This is a genomic window from Longispora sp. NPDC051575, from assembly GCF_040681875.1.
Lineage (GTDB): Bacteria > Actinomycetota > Actinomycetes > Mycobacteriales > Micromonosporaceae > Longispora.
In genome coordinates this window covers 449,622-469,033 of record NZ_JBFAZP010000001.1, presented here as the reverse complement: position 1 = coordinate 469,033, position 19,412 = coordinate 449,622, and the positions used below count along the sequence as shown (strand labels likewise).

17 protein-coding genes are annotated in these 19,412 nt (G+C 72.3%); 8 read left to right on the top strand and 9 right to left on the bottom strand.

The genetic code is table 11. From position 1 onward, the window contains the following. Positions 1–53 precede the first annotated feature (53 nt). Together AB0M43_RS01955 and AB0M43_RS01950 are read right to left on the bottom strand one after the other, a co-directional pair. Positions 54–1,487, bottom strand: a complete 1,434-nt coding sequence (locus AB0M43_RS01955) for a hypothetical protein (protein WP_363720235.1) — start codon at positions 1,485–1,487, stop codon at positions 54–56. 120 nt (positions 1,488–1,607) lie between these two features. Continuing rightward, the gene (locus tag AB0M43_RS01950; protein WP_363720233.1) at positions 1,608–2,291 is read right to left on the bottom strand and encodes a WHG domain-containing protein; all 684 of its coding nucleotides are present in this window, start codon (positions 2,289–2,291) and stop codon (positions 1,608–1,610) included. An 84-nt stretch (positions 2,292–2,375) separates the two neighbouring features. Between AB0M43_RS01950 and AB0M43_RS01945 the strand changes: the two genes are divergently transcribed. Both AB0M43_RS01945 and AB0M43_RS01940 read left to right on the top strand, forming a co-directional pair. Further along, the gene (locus AB0M43_RS01945) at positions 2,376–3,047 is read left to right on the top strand and encodes a DUF4386 family protein (RefSeq protein ID WP_363720231.1); all 672 of its coding nucleotides are present in this window, start codon (positions 2,376–2,378) and stop codon (positions 3,045–3,047) included. Positions 3,048–3,328: 281 nt separating this feature from the next. Then, complete coding sequence (locus AB0M43_RS01940; RefSeq protein ID WP_363720229.1) at positions 3,329–4,183, top strand: DUF4253 domain-containing protein; 855 nt, start codon at positions 3,329–3,331, stop codon at positions 4,181–4,183. Between the two features lie 66 nt (positions 4,184–4,249). Here AB0M43_RS01940 and AB0M43_RS01935 read toward each other — a convergent pair whose 3' ends face one another. The 4 genes from AB0M43_RS01935 to AB0M43_RS01920 all read right to left on the bottom strand — a co-directional run bounded on the left by AB0M43_RS01935 (position 4,250) and on the right by AB0M43_RS01920 (position 9,389). Beyond that, positions 4,250–5,191, bottom strand: coding sequence for a DMT family transporter (locus tag AB0M43_RS01935; protein ID WP_363720227.1), 942 nt, complete (start codon positions 5,189–5,191; stop codon positions 4,250–4,252). Positions 5,192–5,261: 70 nt separating this feature from the next. Further along, a complete protein-coding gene (locus AB0M43_RS01930; protein ID WP_363720225.1) occupies positions 5,262–5,870 on the bottom strand; it encodes an SMI1/KNR4 family protein in 609 nt (202 codons plus the stop codon). A 35-nt stretch (positions 5,871–5,905) separates the two neighbouring features. Beyond that, on the bottom strand, positions 5,906–6,589 hold the full coding sequence (locus tag AB0M43_RS01925) for an ABC transporter ATP-binding protein (RefSeq protein ID WP_363720223.1): 684 nt from the start codon (positions 6,587–6,589) through the stop codon (positions 5,906–5,908). Positions 6,590–6,620: 31 nt separating this feature from the next. Beyond that, complete coding sequence (locus AB0M43_RS01920; protein ID WP_363720221.1) at positions 6,621–9,389, bottom strand: ABC transporter permease; 2,769 nt, start codon at positions 9,387–9,389, stop codon at positions 6,621–6,623. A 146-nt stretch (positions 9,390–9,535) separates the two neighbouring features. On the opposite strand from AB0M43_RS01920, the gene AB0M43_RS01915 reads away from it, so the two are divergent. Continuing rightward, positions 9,536–10,519, top strand: coding sequence for an NAD-dependent epimerase/dehydratase family protein (locus AB0M43_RS01915; RefSeq protein ID WP_363720219.1), 984 nt, complete (start codon positions 9,536–9,538; stop codon positions 10,517–10,519). A gap of 48 nt (positions 10,520–10,567) precedes the next feature. Here the strand turns inward: AB0M43_RS01915 and AB0M43_RS01910 are convergent, their stop codons facing one another. Beyond that, on the bottom strand, positions 10,568–11,758 hold the full coding sequence (locus AB0M43_RS01910) for an endonuclease (RefSeq protein WP_363720217.1): 1,191 nt from the start codon (positions 11,756–11,758) through the stop codon (positions 10,568–10,570). 308 nt (positions 11,759–12,066) lie between these two features. Between AB0M43_RS01910 and AB0M43_RS01905 the strand changes: the two genes are divergently transcribed. Next, positions 12,067–12,993, top strand: coding sequence for a hypothetical protein (locus tag AB0M43_RS01905; RefSeq protein ID WP_363720215.1), 927 nt, complete (start codon positions 12,067–12,069; stop codon positions 12,991–12,993). Positions 12,994–13,032: 39 nt separating this feature from the next. On the opposite strand, the gene AB0M43_RS01900 is transcribed toward AB0M43_RS01905, so the two are convergent. Next, complete coding sequence (locus tag AB0M43_RS01900) at positions 13,033–14,130, bottom strand: epoxide hydrolase family protein (RefSeq protein ID WP_363720213.1); 1,098 nt, start codon at positions 14,128–14,130, stop codon at positions 13,033–13,035. Positions 14,131–14,465: 335 nt separating this feature from the next. Here AB0M43_RS01900 and AB0M43_RS01895 point away from each other — a divergent pair, with 335 nt between their 5' ends. The 3 genes from AB0M43_RS01895 (at position 14,466) to AB0M43_RS01885 (ending at position 16,821) form a co-directional block, all read left to right on the top strand. Beyond that, positions 14,466–14,825, top strand: a complete 360-nt coding sequence (locus AB0M43_RS01895) for a hypothetical protein (RefSeq protein WP_363720211.1) — start codon at positions 14,466–14,468, stop codon at positions 14,823–14,825. A gap of 151 nt (positions 14,826–14,976) precedes the next feature. Further along, positions 14,977–15,651 (top strand): CHAP domain-containing protein, encoded by a 675-nt coding sequence (locus AB0M43_RS01890; protein WP_363720209.1) that lies wholly within the window; start codon positions 14,977–14,979, stop codon positions 15,649–15,651. Positions 15,652–15,918: 267 nt separating this feature from the next. Then, a complete protein-coding gene (locus AB0M43_RS01885) occupies positions 15,919–16,821 on the top strand; it encodes a hypothetical protein (protein ID WP_363720207.1) in 903 nt (300 codons plus the stop codon). A gap of 3 nt (positions 16,822–16,824) precedes the next feature. On the opposite strand, the gene AB0M43_RS01880 is transcribed toward AB0M43_RS01885, so the two are convergent. Then, entirely contained in the window at positions 16,825–17,604 is a 780-nt protein-coding gene (locus tag AB0M43_RS01880) for a hypothetical protein (RefSeq protein WP_363720205.1), read from the bottom strand. A gap of 423 nt (positions 17,605–18,027) precedes the next feature. On the opposite strand from AB0M43_RS01880, the gene AB0M43_RS01875 reads away from it, so the two are divergent. Next, positions 18,028–19,233, top strand: coding sequence for a trypsin-like serine protease (locus tag AB0M43_RS01875; RefSeq protein ID WP_363720203.1), 1,206 nt, complete (start codon positions 18,028–18,030; stop codon positions 19,231–19,233). Positions 19,234–19,412 lie beyond the last annotated feature (179 nt).

Here is a 19,412-nt window from a genome sequence, read left to right as displayed (position 1 = left end):
CACCGCCGCCGGTCAGACCGCCCTGAGCAGCAGGCTCGACGCGCCGCCCCCGGTCAGACCGCCCGGAGCAGCTCGGTGGTCGTCAGCTGCTGGGCGAGGACGTTGATCTTCCGCTGGAGGGCGATGAGGGTTTCCCGGATCTCGTCGTCGGCGAGGTCCGCGACACCGTCCGCGTCGATGGACTCGATCTGCTTCGCCGAGGTCGTGATCGCGCGCCGGAACCGGTGCCGGCGTTCCTGGAGCTGCGTTTCGGGATCGGCCTCGACGGCCTCGGCGATCAGCGTCTGCGCCGTCTCGTACGCCGTGGCGACCTCCTCCGCCGTGGCCTCCTCCGGAAGTTCGACCGGCAGGTGCTCGGCGATCCTCCTGACCGCCTCGTCGGTGAGCGAGATCTCTCCCGAGGAGATGCGGGCCTTGCCGCTCTGCGCGATCTTGCGGACATAGTCCGCCTGGTCGGTGCGTTTGGCCTCGTCGGACACGGCCCTGCGCATGGCGGGCATCGCGGCGATGTCCCGTGCGAGCAGGGACTGGAGTGCCGGATCGTCGCCGAGCCGGTCGACCAGTGCCTTCCTGGCCGCCTCCGCCGTCCTGGAATCGCCGAGGATCGCGGTGCGCAGGGCGGTGGGGTGTTCGGCGACGCGCACCGCGTCGCCGTAGCTGCTGCCCGCTGCCTCGGCCTGTTCGGCGATGCTCTCGCGGCGGTCGCTGCCGCGTTCGTACGAGGTGAAGTACTCCGACCACAGATGCGGCTCGGGCAGCTCGATGTCGACCCCCGGCGTCAGCGCCTCGAAGCCGGGGACCACACCCGCGAGCGCGGCGCGTTCCCACGCCCGGTAGAACCGCGTGACCCGGTCCTTGGAGCAGCCCGCCGTGATCGCGAAGGCGGCGGCGGAGACCTTGGGCGGCCGGGTGTCGACTGTCGGGGACTCCGACTGCTCCGCGCTCGCCGGGCGGACGTTCCGGGCGACCAGGAGACCGAACAGCCAACCACCCGCGCGCACGTACCTGCCGAAGTGCTGGGCGTCCTGTTCGACCACGTCGCCTGCGGCCCGGGACGGTGACGACGGCACCGGGTCGGCGTGCGGCGGTGATGACGGCACCGGGTCGGCGTGTGGCGGTGATGACGGCACCGGGTCGGCGTGTGGCGGCGGCGACGTCGGCGCCGCGTCGGCCGGCGGTAGTGGAGACGAGGGCACCAGGTCGGCGGGGTGCACCCCCAGCGCCGCCGCCAGCAGCCCGAGCGTCCCGGGATCGCCGGCCGCGAGCTGGACGAGGTCCGGAATCGACTGGCCCAGCCCCTCGGGCGGCGCGCCGGTGACGAAGGAGTCGAACCGCTCGTGGCTGACCTGTCCACCGCCCGGGGAGGTGAAGCTACGCCACGCGTCCTCCTCGAGGACCCGCCGGATCAGTTCGGGCGCCGTCTCGGCCCCGGTGAGGTCGGACCGGACCGCCGCACCCAATACATCGATGACGTCGTACTCGCTCACTCATGCTCCCTCAGCTCACAGTCGCGCAGCTCAAGGCGCATCTTAGGAGAGTGCTCCGACGCGGTACCCGACGTGCGGCCCCGAGCCCCTCCGTGTCGCCGCAGGGACCCGCCACGCGGGCTACGGCCGCAGTGTCGTGAGGTCGGCGGCGGCCCGGCGGGCGGTCCGGTCGTAGAAGGCCCCGGCCTGGTCGCCGAGCATCGGCAGGTGTCCGAGGATCTCCAGCATGACCAGCCCGTGCAGCTGCGCCCACAGCGCCAGGCCCCAGCCGAGGGCGCCCGCCGGCAGGCCGGTGCCGGTCAGGTCGCCCGCGCGGGCCAGGGCCGCGTCGAGGGCGGGGTCGGTCCCCGGGGGCGGGACGCGTTCGAGGTCGCCGGGTGACCAGCCGCCGTAGATCGCGGCGGTGAACGCCGCGCCGAGTCGGCGGGCCGCCCCGCTGGTCGGGCCCTGGGCGGGCGCGGCGTACCCGGGGACGGGCGTGCCGTAGATCAGGAGGAACCGGGACCGGTGGGCGAGGGCCCAACCCCGGTACGCGGCGGCGGCGGTGACCAGGTCGACCGGCCGGGCGGCTTCGACGGCGGTCGCGAGTTCGGCGTGCGCGTCGGTGACGAGGGCGGTGATCAGGTCCTCGCGGCTGGGGAAGTAGTGGCAGAGCGACTGCACGGTCATGCCGACCTCGCGGGCGATGCCGCGCAGGGTCATCGCGCTGGGGTCGGCGGCCAGGTGCCGGACGGCGACCGCCTTGATCTCGTCGATGGTCGCGGCGCGTTTGCGGTCGCGCAGCGAGGGCTGGGGGGCGGTCACAGCTCAATCTAACGCACTCCGGCTTGACTGACACTGTCAGGTAAATCTAACATTGCTCGAAACTGCTGCCAGGAAGGTCACCCCATGATCACCGTGAGGCGCTCAGCCGCCATCCTGTTCGCCTTCGAGGCCCTGATCATCGCCGTCCCGCTCGTCGTGCTCGGCCGGGCGGTCAACTGGCCGCAGGGCCTCGGCGACCCCGCCTCGGTGATCCTGCCGCTCGTCGCGGCGAACGAACCGGGCCTGCGGACCGGCTACCTCGTATACCTCGGGTACTCGCTGCTGTTCCTGCCCGTCATCGCGGTCGCCGTCACCGTCGGGGGCCGCGCGACCGGAACCGCCGCCCGGCTGGCCGTGCTGCTCGCCGGCCTGTCGAGCCTGGCCCGGGGGATCGGGATCCTCCGCTGGCTCACCGCCATGCCCACCCTCGCCGAGAGCTGGGCCGACCCGGCGCTGCGGCCCACGATCGCCCTGCAGTACCAGGTACTCAACGACTTCGGCGGCGGCATCGGCGAGCTACTCGGCGTCGCCGCGTTCGGGGCCGCCGCGGTGGGCTGCGCGACGGCGGCACTCCGGGCGACCGTGCCCACCTGGCTGACCTGGACCGGCGCGGGCGCCACGTTGCTCGCGGGCCTGCCGCTGGTCGAACTCGGCGGCGTCGACGCCGGACCCCTCACCTCCCTCGGCGTCACGGCGGTCGCGGTCTGGCTCCTCGGCCTCGCCGCCGTCACCGTGCGACGGACCCGCGCGGCTTGAGCCAGGGCCAGGAGCAGGCTGCGCGCGCTGGCGGCCAACGGCGACGACCAGGCCGCGAACCGGCTGGCCGACCTGCTGCACGGCCAGGGCCGGGAGGAGGCGTGCCGAGCCCTGCGGATGTTCGGACTCACCATCGACGGATCGACGGCCACTGCCCACGCCCGCGACAGTTGAGAAGCATTCCCCGCCGAAGGTCGACAACGCGGCACCCCAGCTGTCTCAGCGAGTACCGGCCCGCCGTCCGCCCCCACGGCGCGCCGGCGATCGGGGACACTGTCACGGTGCGAAACGATCTCGAACACATCGAAGCGGCGTTCGTCGGCACGCCACTGGCCGGCCTGCCGATCGGCCACGGGCCGGCGGGCACCATCCTCGTCGCAGGTATCGATCCTCGCCGCCTGCACGAGGCCTGGCGGGCCGCCGACGCCCTGGTGCCGGTCACCGGACGCCTGCCCCTCCTGGTCACCGACGACTTCACCGGCCCGCTCGCGATGCTGCCCGAGCCCGAGCCGGGCCCGTCGGAGTCGCGACTGCGGGAGTTCACCGAGGCGGCGGCGTCCTCCGAACCCTGGCTGACCTTCTACGACCCCGAGGCGGAGGAGGCGGTCGACGAGGACAACGTCGAGCACTACGCGCACGGCCTGGCCGGCGTCGACCTGGCGTCCCTGGCGTCGGATCTGGCCCTGCCGAGTTCGAGCGATGCATTCGAGCGGGCGCTGTACGACCGGCTGCTCGCCGACCCGGAACTCCACGACCAGGTGCTGGACAGCGTGCGGTTCCAGACGCGGACCGACAACTGGTACACACCGGAGAGCGTTCTGCTGATGTTGCTGCCGACCAGCGACGTCCGCAGTTCGGGATACTGGGTGGACTTCTTCGGTGCGCTCGGCACGGACGCCGAACTCTCGCTCGCCGAGGTGCTGGCGCAGTGGCACCACCGGTGGGACGCCCGCCTGGTCGCGGCGTGGGGCACCATGTTGCAGTTCCAGGTCGGTCGCGCCCCGGCCCCGGGTGACGAGGCGTGGAGCGCGGCCTGCCAGCTCAAGGGGCTCGGTCCGAACCTCGACCTGAGCCGGTGGGAGGTCGCCACCGCGCTGTCCGCGGGCGACGCGTGGTTCGTGCACAACCGGCCCTGACTTCCCGGCCCGAGCCTGACGCCGTCACGGGCGACGACCGTCGCCCGTGGACAGTGCGTCGTCGGGTCAGTCCGTCCCGTGGTCAGGACGGGCAGCCGGGACGGCCGCCGGCCGCCGTGAGGAGCCGCGCCGGGCCACGGCGACCCCGGCCAGGCACAGCAGGCCGCCCGCGACCGTCCACCAGCCCGGTACCTCCGACAGGAACAACCACGACATGAACACCACGATCGCGGGTACGACATAGGTCGTGGCGCCCATCTTCCCGGCCGTCGTGCGCGCCAACGCGTACGCCCAGGTGGTGAAGGCCAGCGCCGTGGGGACCAGCCCGAGGTAGACCATGTTCACGGTGGCCGACGCGGGCGCGCTGCCCAGGCCGTCGAGCAGCTGACCGGAGAAGGGCAGGCAGGCGATGGTGGCCACCAGGCAGCTGAACGCGGTGACCTGCGACGCCGACGCGTACCGCAGGGCGGGTTTCTGCACGACCACCCCGCACGCGTAGGTGACGGCGGCGACCACGCACAGCAGGACTCCGAGGACGGGGGCGTCACCGCCCCGCGACTGCGAGTACCCGACGACGACGGCGCCCGCGAAGGACACCGCCATGCCGATCATCAGCGGGCGGGGGAAACCCTCCCGGAGCAGCAGTCCGCTCATCAGGGCGATGATGATCGGGCCGATGTTGACCACCATCGCGGCGGTGCCGGCGTCGACCTTCTGCTCGGCCCAGTTGAGCGCGACCATGTACACGCCGAACCACAGCAGGCCGCCGGTGACGATGCCCGGCCACGCGCCCCGGGCGGGCCAGCCCTCGCGCCGGATCAGCAGCAACGCCATGACCGCCACCGTGGCGACCAGCATGCGGCCCAGGGCCAGCGCCCCGGGGGTGAAGTACTGCCCGGCGCTGCGGATCGAGATGAACGCCGATGCCCACGCCAGCACCGTCACCACCACCGCCGCCCCGGTGCGCCAGTCCGCCGTGGTCCTGGGCTCCGCCGCCGTGTACGCCATGTGATCCTCCCCGTTCGGTCGGCTCACGCTACCCCGTGGCGGCGACCGTTCCGCCTCATGGCTGCCGTGGTCAGGTTTGGGGCAGCTGGAACCCGGGAGGGAAGCTGGGCGGAGTGGGTGCCGACGGCCCGACCCAGTCCCAGGTGAGTGTGCCGTCGACCGGGACCGGCAGGTGGACCCGCATGAACGGTTCGCCGGTGGTCAGGGCGGTGGAGAGTGCGTCCGCCCAGTGGGTGAGGGTGGGCCAGGCCCGTTCGAGGTGGGGTCCGTCCTCGTCGCTGCGGTAGATGACCCTGCCGGTGTGTGGGCCCTGGGTTTCGACTACCACGTAGGCACCGCAGTCGTCGGCGGCGATCGGCAGCCAGTGTGCCCGCCAGGTGATGTAGTCGTCCTGGTTGATCGTGGCGTAGAGGTCGTTGAGCCACTGCCGGGCGGCGAGGGCCTCGTCGAGGGGTTGGAAGTACAGCGAGGGCTCGATGTCGAAGGGGGCGGAGGATCCGGCCAGGCCGACGGTCCCGTCGTGCCAGAGGTAGAGCTGGCGCAGCTCGTCGGGCAGCGGGTGGCCGAGTTCCCGCTCGGCCCGGTCTAGCTGCTCGACCGTGGCGGGTGGACGCAGGCTCGTGGCGGTGATGGGTGCGTGGGCCGTGAGCCACTGGTCGATGCTGTGCAGATGCGGCATGGGTCCTCCGTGACCGGGTGGGGGAGTGCGGACTCCTATGGACTGACGAGTGCGCCGTCGCGGAGCCGGACCAGGTGCTCGCACCGGCGGGCCACGGCGTCCTCGTGGGTGGCGATCACGAGGGTCATGCCGTGTTCGGCGCGCAGCTCCCAGAGGAGATCCATGATCGACGAACCCGTGTCGGAGTCGAGGGCGCCGGTGGGCTCGTCGGCGAGCAGGAGGGTGGGCCGCGCGATCAGGGCCCGCGCGATGGCCACCCGCTGCTGCTGGCCGCCGGACAACTGGGCGGGCAGCGCGTCGTGCCGGCCGGCGAGTCCGACCCGGTCCAGGAGTTCGCGGGCGCGGGCGGCGCGGTCGAAGTCGACCCGGAAGGGCAGTACCGGTGCGAGGACGTTGTCGAGGGCGGTGAGGGCCGGGAGCAGGTGGAAGCGCTGGAAGACGAACCCGATCCGTCGCCGGTAGGCCGTGAGGCCCCTGCGGTCCATGGCGGTGATGTCGTCCCCGTCGACGAGGATCCGTCCCGAGTCGGCCCGCTCGATGCCGCCGATCAGGTGCAGGAGCGTCGACTTGCCGGACCCGGAAGGGCCGGTCAACGCCGTGACGCTGGCCGACGGCAGCCGCAGGGTCACCCCGTCCACGGCCGCGAGGTCCGTTCCGCCGGCACGGAACCGTTTCACCACCGCGTCCACGTCGATCTCAGCTCCGGTGGAGACTGCCATGCTGTCGAAGTCCAATCCTTGACGGGTACTGTCATTCCTCGGCGATGAGCTGGGCCAGCGGCAGCCGACGCAGCACCAGCGGGGCCATCGCCGCCACCACACCGGTCAGGAGCACGCCCAGCCCCACGGTGCCGAGCGCCGCGCCCCAGACGTCCCCGGTCACCCCGGTGCCGAGGGCCGCCAGCAGTGCCAGGGCGAGGGCCGCGCCGGGCAGCGTGCCGAGTACGCCGAGGAGGAGCCCCTCGCCGAGTACCAGCCTGCCGACCTGCGCCTCCGACCAGCCGCACGCCCGGAGCACCGCGAACTGGCCCGCCCTCTCCCGGACACCCAGGTAGAGGACATCGGTGACCGACGCGACGGCGAGTACGGCGGTGACGGACATCGCGATCAGGTCCACGGCCCGGACCTGCACGGACACCACCTCGCCCAGCAGGCTGCCGACCACCCGCCCCTGGAAGGCCCCGTTGATCGCCGTGATCATGGTGAACCCGAACGTGGCCACCGTCAGGCCGCCGGCCGCCAGCGACGTCCGCCCGGGGGTCCGCGCCAGGTTGTTCACCGAGAGCCCGAACAGGCCGCGCACCCTGGCCCGGCCGCCCCTGGTGCTGGCGGCGGGGTGCACCGCCGAAGCGGGATGCGCGCGGGAGGCCCGCACCGCTGGCACCACCGCCGCGACCAGCGCCAGCAGGACGGCCACGGGCACCGCGAGCAGGGCGTGCCGGTAGTCGATGTCCACGCCGGTCAGTCGCGCCACGGGAAGGGCCGCGAGCGTGCTCAGCACCCCGCCGGCGCCGCCGAGCAGGCCGACCTCGACGAGGATGAGGCCGGCCAACCGGCGCCGGGGCCAGCCCAGGCACGACAGGATGGCCAGTTCCCGGCGGCGTTCGCGGACGGCGGCCGAGACCGCGTTGACCAGGAAGAGGGCGCACACGGCCAGGACCAGCGCGTACAGGGCGACGCTCCGCTGGTCCACGGCCTTGACGATGCTCATCGCCACGCCCTTGTGGGACCAGCCCTCGACCAGGCTGAGGTCCGGCCGGCCGAACCTGCCCCCGGGCAGGGCCACCGTCTGCGGCGCGGGCGAGGAACCGATGGTGATGTCGACGTCCGCGCCGGTCCGGCGGGCGATGTCCTCCGCCACCAGCCGGACGCGCTCCTGGGACAGCGCGTCGACGCCCGTGACCCCGTCGACCCGGACCCGGACGGCGGAGATCGGGGCGGCGGCGATCGGACTGTCGGGTTCCAGCAGGGCCGGCAACGCGCCGAGGGTCGCGAGCATCAGGGGCGGCGTCGCCAGGTACCCGGCTGGGTTGCTGTTGGGTTGGAGGGGTCTGTTTCCGAGCAGGTCACGGCTGCGCTGGTCCGCCCCGGTCGCGCGCGGCGGGTAGTAGGTCTCCAGGGGCACCGTCGCGAGCTCGGAGAACCCGACGAGGCGCTGCGGATCGAACGTGCCGACGGCGATGGCGGCGGGTTGCGCCGTCGACCCGGTCTGCTGGCGCCGCTGGGCGGACACGGAACGGGTCGCGTCGTCGGCGGCGAACCGGGGCACCGCTCCGTTCCGTTGCACCACGGGCGCCCAGATCCCGGCGTCGGCGCCCCGGGTCGTGGGCCGCAGACTCCCGTCCGGCGCGGTCCCGTACTCCGGAGGCCCGCCGCGCACGATGACGTAGGTGTTCGCGTGCAACCGGCTGCGCAACTGCCGCCCGTAGGCGTCCTCGGCGTTCTCGCTGTGCCGGAACAGCGTCCGTCCCGCGGCGGCCGACAGACGCGTGTCCAGGACCGTGGCCGGGGTGCCGCCGAGCGTGGCCGCCGCGTCGGGGCCGAGTCGTTCGACGTCCATGGTCAGCTGCTCGTCCAGGTAGGGCCGCGACGTGGCCAGGACCCCCACGGTGGGGATGTTCGGATGACCCGGCAGCGGCCGGACCGTGCCGTCGGCGGCCTCCAGGTTCCGGCCCGACACCAGCGCGCCGGCCACCCCGACGAGTTTGTCCTCCTCCACCGGGTCGATCGCCGCGAGCATCAGCGCCATCGGCCAGGGCTTCCACACCGTCAGCCGCTTCGTCGTCGGACCGCCCAGCTGAATGCCGCCGAGGTCGAAGTCCCCGTCGGCCCGCAGGTGCGCCACGACCAGCGCCGGACGGGTCCCCGCGCCCCCGACCTCGCGGCATACCGGGGTCGCCGATCCGTCGGCCCCGATCTCGACCGCGTGCCTGGCCAGGTCCGCACCGCAGGCGGCCAGAACCGCCGCGCTGTGGTCGCGGCCGTCGGTGTAGCGGCCGGGCTGATCCGTCGGCCAGGCCACCTCGTTGCGGGTGACGTACACGTGGACGGGGCTGTCGTCGGTCTGCGTGCTCAGCCCCCGGTCGGCCCGCCACGTCGGCCGGGCCCGCAGCACCTGGCGGGTCAGGGAACGGTCCACGGCGTCGGTCACGTCGACCTCGCCCTGCGACCAGGCCAGCACGTACCCCACCATCGCCACCGGGGCCGCCACCTGCACCCCGAGCGTAGCTTTGACCTGCTCGTACTGGTCCAGGGTCAGGCCGCCGTAGAGCCCCGACAGGTAGTTGGGCCGCACCAGCCCCCGCTGCCGTTCGAGCTCCGTGCGGGCACCCTGGGGGCGGACGAGGATGTCGTAGGCCGCGCGGTAGTTGCGGTCGACGGTGCCGGTCGTGCGGGCCCGCGCGGTCGTGGTGGTGCCGGTCAGCACCGTGAACCCGGTGGTGGCGAACACGATCGCGGCGAACAACGCCACCGCCCGCCACGGTCGCATCCGGATCTGTCCCATCGCGAGCCGCACCATGCGCCGTGTCTCCAGGATCCCCGTCGTGTCCCGCGCACCGCGACGGGACTCAGCACCGGATCCTACGGACGCCGCGGGTACGGCGCTGCCCCGCGCCGGCCCCTTCGCCGGCCCGTCCGGAACCCTCCTGGGCATACGATCGGCCGATGCGCATCCTCATCATCGGCGGGACCCGGTTCGTCGGCCGGCACCTCGCCGCGACCGCCCTGGCCGCCGGACACGAGGTCACCCTCCTGCACCGGGGCCGCACCGGCGCCGACCTGTTCGACGGCGCGGCCCGGCACCTGCTCGCCGACCGCGACGACCCCGACGCGCTCGCCGCCACCCTCGCCGACGGCCGGTGGGACGCGACGATCGACGTCTGCGCGTACCTCCCGGGCCAGGTCACCAGGCTCGCCGACGCGCTCGGCGGCCGGGGCGGCAGGTACGTGCTGATCTCCACGGTGTCCGTCTACGACCCCGAGGGCCCGGGATTCACCGAGGACAGCCGGCTCCGGGCGCTCGACGGCCCCACCCCGACCGAGGTGACCTACGCCAACTACGGCGGGCTGAAGGTCCTGTGCGAGCGGGTCGCGGCCGACCGGTACGGGGCCGACGTCCTCGTGCTGCGCCCGTCGTACGTGTTCGGGCCGTGGGACCACTTCGGCCACGTCGACTACTGGGCGCACCGGATCGCGCGCGGTGGCGAGATCCTCGCGCCGGCGACCCCGGACACGCCGTTGCAGGTCGTCGACGCGCGCGACATCGCGGACTTCACGCTCGCCGCCCTGGCCGAGGGCCGGTCCGGGACGCTGCACCTGGTCGGCGCGTCCGCGACGTACACCTATGCGGATTTCCTCGAGGAGGTGCGGGTGGGCATCGGCGTCGCGGAGAGCACCGTCACCTGGGTCGACGACGCGTTCCTCCTGGCCGAGGGGGAGACCGTCGCGGCCCTGCCGATGTGGGCGCAGGGCGACCGCGCCGAGGAGCTGATCAACACGGCGGACCCGGCGGCCTCGCTGCGGGCCGGGCTGCGGTCGCGCCCCGTCGGCGAGGCCGCGCGGGAGGCGCTCGCCGGCGGCGCCCCGTCGGAGAGGTCGCTGTCCGCCGAACGCGAGGCGGAGCTGCTGGCCCGGTGGCACGCGCGCTGACGGCCCCGCCGCGTCCACTGCCCGGCCGGACAGTGGACGCAGCGGCGGTCAGCTGCCCCAGATCGCGCCGGCCCATTCCGGATGGTCGATGAACGGGTTGCGGTTGCCCTGCCAGCTGTCGTAGATCACCTGGTTGCGGTTCTTCTCGAACGCCGACGGCGGGTCGGACAGGTTCCACCGCAACAGCACCGACAGTTTGCCGATGAACGGCGCGGACCCGTTGGTGACGGACTGGTTCATCTCCAGGTCGGGCCAGCCGTCCTCGCCCTCGTACCGGACGGCCATGTACATGATCATGCGGGCGACGTCGCCCTTGTCGGCGTCGCGGGGTTCCCACGAGTCGGCGTCGGTGTAGTTGCCGGGCGCCTCGCCGACCGGACTGCCGCCGGTGTCGAAGTCCTTGTTGCCCCGGGTGGAGTTGACCGAGACATCGCAGGGGCGCAGGTGGTGGACGTCGGTGCCGGGCCCGGTCGCGGTGCCGAAGTCGCCGTGCGACTTGGCCCAGACGTGCTCGCGGTTCCAGTCGTCGACGCCGCCGCCGCTCTGCGCCTTGCTCTTGCTCTGTCCGGTGTAGAGCAGGAGGACGTTGCCAGGGTTGGCCGGATCCTGGTCGGTCGACTTGAGCGCGTCCCAGACCTGGTCGTAGGTGAGCCTGGTCTGCACCTTTACGATGGCGTGCAGGGCGCCGCGCAGGGCGGGGCCCGTCTTGCCGGTGGCGTCGCGGTAGTAGGTCGCGTCGTAGGGCCCGCCGCTCGACGTCGGAGCGGGTGTGGGCGTCGACGTGGGCGGCTGGGTCGGCGGCGCGCCGGTGAGGACCATCGCCGTCGGGCTCTTGAGCCCGCCGTGGGAGAAGTACGCCGTGAGGGTGCCGGTGACCGTGACCGACCGTCCCATCAGGCCCGGATTCGTCCGCAGGCCGAAGGTGCCCCGGTAGGCCGCCGTCACCTGGACGTAGAGCATGCGCGGGGTACCGGTCTCCGAGGCCGCGTCGGCGATCGCGATGGCCGTGTCGCCGGTGAAGGCGGACCGCAGCACGGTGTTCGCGCCGGTCGGTTCCCCGGCGACGTAGCCGACGACCGTGGCCGTCTGGCCGTTCTGGGTGGCCAGCGCGGTCGTGACGGTCATGCTCGGCGCGGCCGAGGCCGTGCCCGTGGTCACCGCGAGTCCGATGGTGACCACGAGAGTCAGGAACGCCGCCGTCCACTGAGGGCCCGGCCGCCGCAAGTGATTGACTACCATAGATGCGCATGGTACTTGGGTCGATGCCCGCCCCGGGGCGACCGCCGCGCCACGGGCTGGCGAACATCAGCGCAATTCCCGCCGCTGGAGGCTCCCCGGGCCACGGATGGGACCCCGGCGTTCGGCGGGGCTCGGAGTCTTCAGGCCCGACGCGATTCTCGCCATTTCCCACGGTCGACAAGGTGATGTACCTACATGTGAGGTGTAATATCATACTCCACATGTAGGTACACGATGTGTCCGAGGCTCACCGGGCGACCTCCCTCTGTCGTCCACGGTCGTGGTGCCCGGGGCTCTGGGAGGTGGCGGTGCGGGCGGGTCAGGAGGAACTGGCGGTCGCGTTGCGGACCGGTCCGTTCGGTCGGGCGCTGCGGGCCGCGATCAGCGCCCGGGGTCTGGGGTTGCAGCGGATCCAGGCCCGGTTGGCAGAGCGCGGGGTGCCGGTCGGCGTCGCGACGTTGAGCTGCTGGCAGAGCGGGGCGCGCCGGCCCGAGCGGGACGCGTCCCTGCGGGCGGTCGAGGCGCTGGAGGACATCCTGGGGCTGCCGCGTGCGGCGCTGATGGTGCTCCTGGGGCCCCCGCGTCCGCGCGGCCCCCGACCGGACCCGCCGCCCGACGCGGACCGGTACTCGGAGCCGTTCACACCCGTCTCCGTCCTGGACCGGATCGTGTCCGAACTGGAGACTCCGGCGCTGGGCCGGCTGCGCACGGTCAGCGTGTTCGCGGGCCTGTACATCGGTCCGGACCGTTCGGTGACCCGGCGCCGCACCGTGCGGGTGGTGCGCGCGGTGGCGGAGGTGGACCGGCACGTCGACCTCGTGCAGGGCGACGCGGGCTGTGACACGGACCTGATGCGGGTGGTGCCGCTGGCCAACTGCCGGCTGGGCCGGGCCCGTCGGGACCGGGCCACGGGCATGGTCGCCACCGAGCTGCTCTTCGACCGGGTGCTGCGGGTGGGCGAGACCCACATCCTGGAGTACGAGCACCACAACGCCAGCGGAGTGCCCTGCCACGAGTTCTGCTACGGCATTCCGCTGCGCGGCACCTACGCGTCCCTGGAGGTCCGGTTCACGTCGGGCGTGGTGCCCGTCCGGTGCTACCGCTTCAGCAGGGAACGGGTCGACGGCCCGGACCTGGACTACTCCGAGATCCCGATGGCGGGCAGGGACACGGCCCACCTCCTGGCGACCGGGGCGGTACCCGGCCTGGTGGGCCTGCGCTGGGACTGGGAGTGACGGGGCAGACGGGCAGCTCGATCCCGGGATCGTGGTCGTTCAGCGCAGCGGTTCGAAGAAGGTCCGCAGCTGTGTCGCGAGGTAGTCGGGTTCCTCGTGGGACATGAAGTGGCCGCCGCTGTCGGGGCGGGCGAAGTGCCGCAGGTTCGGAAAGGCGCGTTCGGCCAGGCTCCGGGGGTAGCCCGCCATCAGGGGTTCGTGGCTCAGGGTGATCGCGGTCGGCACCGTGACCGGCGGCCGGGGGTCGGCGTGCGGGTGGTCGTAGTACGGGCGGAACGAGGAGCCGATGCTGCCGGTGACCCAGTAGAGGGTGGCCACGGTGAGGAGGTCGTCGGGGCTCCACCGGGTCGGGAGGTCGCCGGCGCAGTCGCTCCAGGCGCGGTACTTGTCGACGATCCAGGCCAGCAGCCCGGCCGGCGAGTCCGTGAGCGCCGCGGCGATCGTGTCCGGGCGGGTGCGCATGATCTCGGCGTACCCGCCGTCCCGGGCGTCGTAGGCCCGCTCGGCGTCCAGGTAGGCCCGTTCGTCCGGCTCCAGCGCCACCGGGTCGATGCCGGCGGTGAGGCTGCCGGAGGTCATCTGGATCCCGACCACACTCTCCGGGTACAGGGCGCCGAGCCACTGGGTGACGCTGCCCCCCACGTCCCCGCCGAACGCGCCGTACCGCCGGTACCCCAGAGTCGTGGTCATCAGGTGTTGCCAGGTCCCGGCGATCCGCCGTCCGGTGAAGGGTCCGCCCGGCGCCTCGGAGTACCCGAACCCGGGCAGTGAGGGGACGACCACGTCGAAGTCGGCGGCCAGCCGGTCGGCGACCGCCAGCATCTCCACGAAGCAGCTCGGCCACCCGTGCGTCAGCACCAGGGGCAGCGCGTCGCGCCGCGTCGACCGCACGTGCACGAAGTGCACCCGCCGGCCGTCGACATCGGCGAGGTACTGCGGGTACCCGTTCAGCCTGGCCTCGATCCGCCGCCAGTCGAAGCCGCCCGCCCAGTGTTCCACCAACGCGCGCAGGTCCGTCGGATCGGTCCCGGCGTTCCACGGCGTGCGGTCCGAGGCGGCGGTGAACCGGGTGCGCGACAGGCGCTCCCGCAGGTCGGCGAGCGTGTGCTCCGGCACGTCGATCCGAAAGGGCTCCATGATCGCCATGATCGCCGGTCCGGGACGGAAACGGGAGGCCCACGGCGGAACTCGGCCCCAAAACGCGATCTCGACAAGCCGTCGACGGGTACCGGCCGGCGGCCCCTCCCGGCCGGGTCGGCGAGGCGGAGGCCGGTTTGATGTTGAGAAAACTCAAATGTTGGTCCAGTATTAAATCCGCCACAGTGGACGATGGAGCACCGCGGTCGTCCGCACAGATCCCGGCCATGGCCGCCCCATGGGCTCCGGCGCCCGGTCACGGACCGACGCACCCGGGAGCCCGGTCCGGCGCGCCCCGGCCGGGTACCGCACGCCCCGACGAAGGGACAGCCCCCATGAACCTGCACCGCGCCCTCCACCGAACCGCCGTAGCTCTCGCGGCCCCTCTCGCGCTCGCCGGGGCGGTCGCGGCCCCGGCCAGCGCCCACGCCGTCAGCGGTCCGGCCTTCAGCGTGCAGTGCGGCAACGGGGGTAACCAGTACATCAGCTGCTTCCTGTACCATTCCGCAACCGGCGCGCGGACGATCCGCTGGAGCCAGAACGGGATGGCACTGCCCTGGCACAACGACGCCGAGGTCGTCGCCATCCCGTGCGAACTGGGCAGGCGCGGAGTCATCCAGGTCGAATTCACCACCAGTCAGGGGACGAGCGCCACGTCACAGAACTACATCTGCTCCGGTATAGCCGACGTCTGACGGCACCTGTAGGGGTTCCGATCCGCTGTCCGTCCACCGGCGGCGGATCGCCCCCATTTCACGTTCACCGCTTCCGCCGGGGCCGGATGTCGGGCCTGTCCGGGCGGCCGGACCGCGGGCCGTCGACTTCGCGAACGGTCCGGCGCGCGGCATGACGGATCAGGTGGGCCCGGCCGCGCCGGTATATTGGCCCGAACTCGCGGACCGGGGGAGAAGAGTGGCCAGTAGGCGCAGACGGTGGTTGATCGCGGGGATCGTGGTGGCCGTGCTGGTCACCGTGACCGGGGCCGTCGGCCTGTGGCCGGTCTCGGAACCGGCGACCGCCGAGGCGGGCCGGGTCGTCGACCTCGCCGAGCGGGAACTGGGCAACGGCGACCGTGACCACGAGGTCGACGGCTGCAACTTCTACTCCGGTCAGGCCCGGGGCGGCGGGTCCGGGTGCCGGGCCGGCTGGAGCCGTGGCGCGTGGTGCGCGGACTTCGCCAGGTACCTGTGGACGAATGCCGGGGTGTCGGGCGCGAAGGAACTCGACGAGTGGGCGCGCTCGGGCCGGCGGTACGGGGAACGCCACGGCACCTGGCACCCGGCCGACTCCGACTACACGCCACGCCCCGGCGACCTGGTGGTCTACCGGGACGGGGCGTTCGAGGCCCCGGACGGCAACTCCGACCACATCGGCGTGGTGACGGCGGCGCACGTCGGCTGGTTCAGCACGATCGAGGGCAACGTGACCGGCGGGGCGGCGGGCGGGGTCACGGCCCGAAGGCACATCCCGAGGGGCTGGGGGACGATCGAGGGTTTCGCGTCCCCGGCGGCCCTGCACTGACCTCGAAGAGCTGCTGAGGCGACCTGCGGCGGCCGCCGGGCACATCCGGCCCCGGGCCGCCCGACGGGCGGCGACCGCATCGCGAGTGGGCGACACAACGCGCCTGTGTTCGCCGTTCACTTGTCGTTTCCCGTGCCGCAGTTCACAGGCCCACGGTGGACGGCGAAAGGCTAACCTTGGCTGCGAGCCATGGGTCATTTGCCCGCAGTTCACGGATCCCCTCCTGATGTCCGGCTCCTGCCGTTCCCATGCCTAGGAGGGTACGAGGTGTCCAACCGAGAACAGGTCGAGGAGCGGTTCGAGGTCGCCCTGCGCGGGGCGATCGCCGACAGCGGGCTGACACTGCGGGAACTGCGCGACCGGCTGGGAATCCGTGGACTCGCGGTCAGCCTGGCGACCCTGAGCCACTGGCAGTCCGGGCGCAGCCGACCGGAGGGAACACGGTCTCTCGCCGTGGTCCGCGAACTCGAGCACATTCTCGACCTGCCCGGCAACGGGCTGGCGGCGCTGTTGGGAACGACCCGTTCCCGGGGGCGCAACGCCCGCGCCCCCCGCAGGCTCGGCCTGTCCAGGTTGTGGGAGAACAGCGAGGACGTGACCGAGCTCGCGGCACGGTTCCCACCGCTGGAGAGCGGGGGACTCCGGTCGCTCAGCCACCACGACCGCTTCACCATCGGGCCGGACCGTCGGGCACGTTCCCTGCGCACCTGGCAGGTACTGCAGGCGGAGTTCGACGGTGCGGACCGCACGACGCTGATCAACCACGTGAGTGACGGCGTCGCCCGGCCGCCGGTCGTCCGGGCGCTGAGCCAGTGCACGACGGGCCGGATCGAACGCAGGAGCGCCGCCGGTCTGGTCGCGGTGGAGCTGATCCTCGAACGGCCGCTCGCGCGCGGAGAGCTGGTCGTCATCGAGCACGAGGTGTGCTACCGGCGACCGTACCCGCAGGAGACGTTCTACGAACGCAAACTGCCGCTGCCCGTGCGCCACCACGTCATCGAGGTGGACTTCTCCGGCGGCGCGGCCCCCCGGCGCTGCGAGCACTACACGACACCGCACGTCGACATCAGCTCCCGGAAGAGCCGCGAGCTCGTGCCCAACGTCTTCCACAACGTGCACGCGGTCGTCATGGACGTCGCGGGCATCTCCGGCGTCCGCTGGACCTGGTGAGGTTCAGGCGTCCCAGGTCCATTGGAGCCCGAACACGCCGGGGAGCGCGTCCATGGTGACGGCGTGCACGCTGTGGGCGGCGTTCACCCGCAGCCGCCGCACGTGGTGTGGAGCCCCGCCGGTGCTGTCGCTGATCTGCTGGAAGCACCGCGAGGGAAGTGCCGCCGGGTGGAAACGCACCTCCTGGATGTACTCGCGCACGGGAAGGCGGAACTTCTGCTCGAAGAACGTCGCCACCGGAAAGGGCGGATGGAACTCCCACTCGTATTCGGTGACGGTCGACTCCCCACGGCGCAGTGGCCGGTCGAGGAGCAGTTCCGCGACCGTGTGACCGGAACCGGAATCGCTCACGATCCGCCCGGGATGACCGCCCCGCAGCACGCGGACCGTGGGAGGAGGACTGGACGGCGACTCGGACTGGTAGATCAACAGCAGTCTCGAGGCGTCGTTCCGCGCGGCGCGCATCACGTGCCTGCTCCACATCGTCCGCTCGCGACCGTCCGGCCCCACGGTCACCCGGTCGTGCTGCCGGAGCCGGACCAGCGCCGAGTCCGGAGGGCCGCCGAGGCGCGCGACGAGCCCCGTGACCACGTCGGGGTGCTCCCACAACGTCTCCCTGGCCGCCCCGGACGGTGTCGGTGACCGCTGCGGCGTACCCGTCGAAAGGAATGTGGTGTGGGGTAGGTCGAGCACGTCCGCTAGGGGGCCCAGCAGCTCCCGGGACCGGGACCGGGTGGGGTGGCTCCGGCCGCTCTGCCAGTAGCTGAGCGTCGCGGCGCTCACCTCGAATCCGCGCGATCGGAGTCCGTGCCGGATGCGTGCCAGGCTCAGACCGCTGGACCGGATCGCCGCCCGCAACGCGTCGGCGAAAGCGTCGGCTGGCCGATCGCCCGGTGCGTCCTGTCGATCGTCCACCGTCACCTCAGACTCTGGGCAGGAACAAAACAGTCAGACATTACCCGTCGGCCCGGTGCGCTACCCGCCAGAGCGGAAATTCACATTCAGCCGCGCTCAAGCCCATTGTGGATCGCGGTTCCTTATGTGCTCTGTAAGTGACTTCTATGGGGCCTTATGGCGCATTCGAAGTGTTGACAGGCGGTTTTACCGCACCTTTACTCATAGACGTCTTCGAATGGCCGCATGCGTCAGTCCGCTACCAGTCGCGGCTGTGTGCGTCCGGCATCCCCTCACAGAAGTAGGTTCACCATGCGCAGAAACAGGCTCAGTGCCCTGGCCCTCGCGGGGCTCGGGCTCGCCGTGGCCGGAGCGCTGGCTGCTGTCCCGGCCAGCGCGATCCCCGCACCCGACCCGCACACGAACATCGTCGGCGGCACCGAGGCGGCCGCGGGCGAGTTCCCCTGGATGGTCCACCTGTCCATGGGCTGCGGCGGCGCGTTGTACAGCCCGCAGGTCGTGCTGACGGCCGCGCACTGCTTCGACGCCGCCAGCGGGCCGCACACCGCCACCACCGTGACCCTCGGCGCGGTGGACCTGCAGAGCGGCAGCGCGATCAAGGTCAGGACAACCCAGCTGTACAAGTCGCCCACCTACGGCACGTCCACCGGCGGCGACTGGGCACTGCTGAAGCTCGAGCGGCCCGTCACGGGCATCGCGACCCTGCCGATCGCGCACACCACGGCCAACAACACCGGCACGTTCGACATCGCCGGCTGGGGCGACACCTCCTCGGGAGGCTCGGGGTCGCGGTACCTGCTCAAGGCCAAGGTTCCGTTCATCGACGACACCACGTGCAAGTCGGCCGGCGGCGACTACTCCGGGCTCATCTTCGCCGCCGAACTGTGCGCCGGAAACTGGGAACAGGGCGGCGTCGACACCTGTCAGGGCGACTCCGGCGGGCCGATGTTCCGCCGGGACGCCGGTAACGCCTGGATCCAGGTCGGCATCGTCAGCTGGGGCGACGGCTGTGCCGGGGCACGCAAGCCCGGCGTGTACACCGAGGTCAGCACGTTCGCCGCGGCCATCGCCGCGAAGGCGGCCGAGTTCGGGGGCACCACGCCGACCCCGACGCCGACTCCGACCCCCACGGCCACCTCGAACCCGGGTGCCTGCCCGGCCGCCACCAACGGCACGGACCTCGCCATCGCCGACCTCGGCCCCGTCGACAGCCCGGTGACCGTCACCGGCTGCGCGGGCAATGCCTCGGCGACCACCAAGGTCAAGGTGCTCGTCCGGCACACCTACCGTGGCGACCTCGTCATCGACCTGATCGCCCCCGACGGCACCGCGTACCGGCTGAAGAACTCCAGCTCCTCGGACAGCGCGGCGGACGTGAACACCACGTACACGGTGAACGCCTCCAGTGAGGCCCGCAACGGAACATGGAAGCTGCGGGTCCGCGACGGTGCCCAGGACGACACCGGCACCCTCGACACCTGGACCCTGACCCTGTAGCGATCCGGGCCCGGTACGGCAACCCTGTCGTACCGGGCTCGCCAGGACGCCGTGTGCCGACTCCACGAACCGGGTCCCGCGCTCCGGGTCCGCCGAGAGTCCCGCGACGCCCAGGAGCGCGGGACCCGGGGTCGCGCCGTCGGTAGCGAATGGCGGGCAGCCTGGAGGTTCCCCGCGCG

Bases quoted from the DNA above. Each gene is read 5' to 3' on its own strand.
- AB0M43_RS01945 (WP_363720231.1), top strand. From the start codon at position 2,376: ATGATCACCGTGAGGCGCTCAGCCGCCATCCTGTTCGCCTTCGAGGCC.
- AB0M43_RS01935 (WP_363720227.1), bottom strand. From the start codon at position 5,191: ATGGCGTACACGGCGGCGGAGCCCAGGACCACGGCGGACTGGCGCACC.
- AB0M43_RS01930 (WP_363720225.1), bottom strand. From the start codon at position 5,870: ATGCCGCATCTGCACAGCATCGACCAGTGGCTCACGGCCCACGCACCC.
- AB0M43_RS01925 (WP_363720223.1), bottom strand. From the start codon at position 6,589: ATGGCAGTCTCCACCGGAGCTGAGATCGACGTGGACGCGGTGGTGAAA.
- AB0M43_RS01920 (WP_363720221.1), bottom strand. From the start codon at position 9,389: ATGGTGCGGCTCGCGATGGGACAGATCCGGATGCGACCGTGGCGGGCG.
- AB0M43_RS01915 (WP_363720219.1), top strand. From the start codon at position 9,536: ATGCGCATCCTCATCATCGGCGGGACCCGGTTCGTCGGCCGGCACCTC.
- AB0M43_RS01910 (WP_363720217.1), bottom strand. From the start codon at position 11,758: ATGGTAGTCAATCACTTGCGGCGGCCGGGCCCTCAGTGGACGGCGGCG.
- AB0M43_RS01900 (WP_363720213.1), bottom strand. From the start codon at position 14,130: ATGGAGCCCTTTCGGATCGACGTGCCGGAGCACACGCTCGCCGACCTG.
- AB0M43_RS01895 (WP_363720211.1), top strand. From the start codon at position 14,466: ATGAACCTGCACCGCGCCCTCCACCGAACCGCCGTAGCTCTCGCGGCC.
- AB0M43_RS01890 (WP_363720209.1), top strand. From the start codon at position 14,977: ATGACGGATCAGGTGGGCCCGGCCGCGCCGGTATATTGGCCCGAACTC.
- AB0M43_RS01875 (WP_363720203.1), top strand. From the start codon at position 18,028: ATGCGCAGAAACAGGCTCAGTGCCCTGGCCCTCGCGGGGCTCGGGCTC.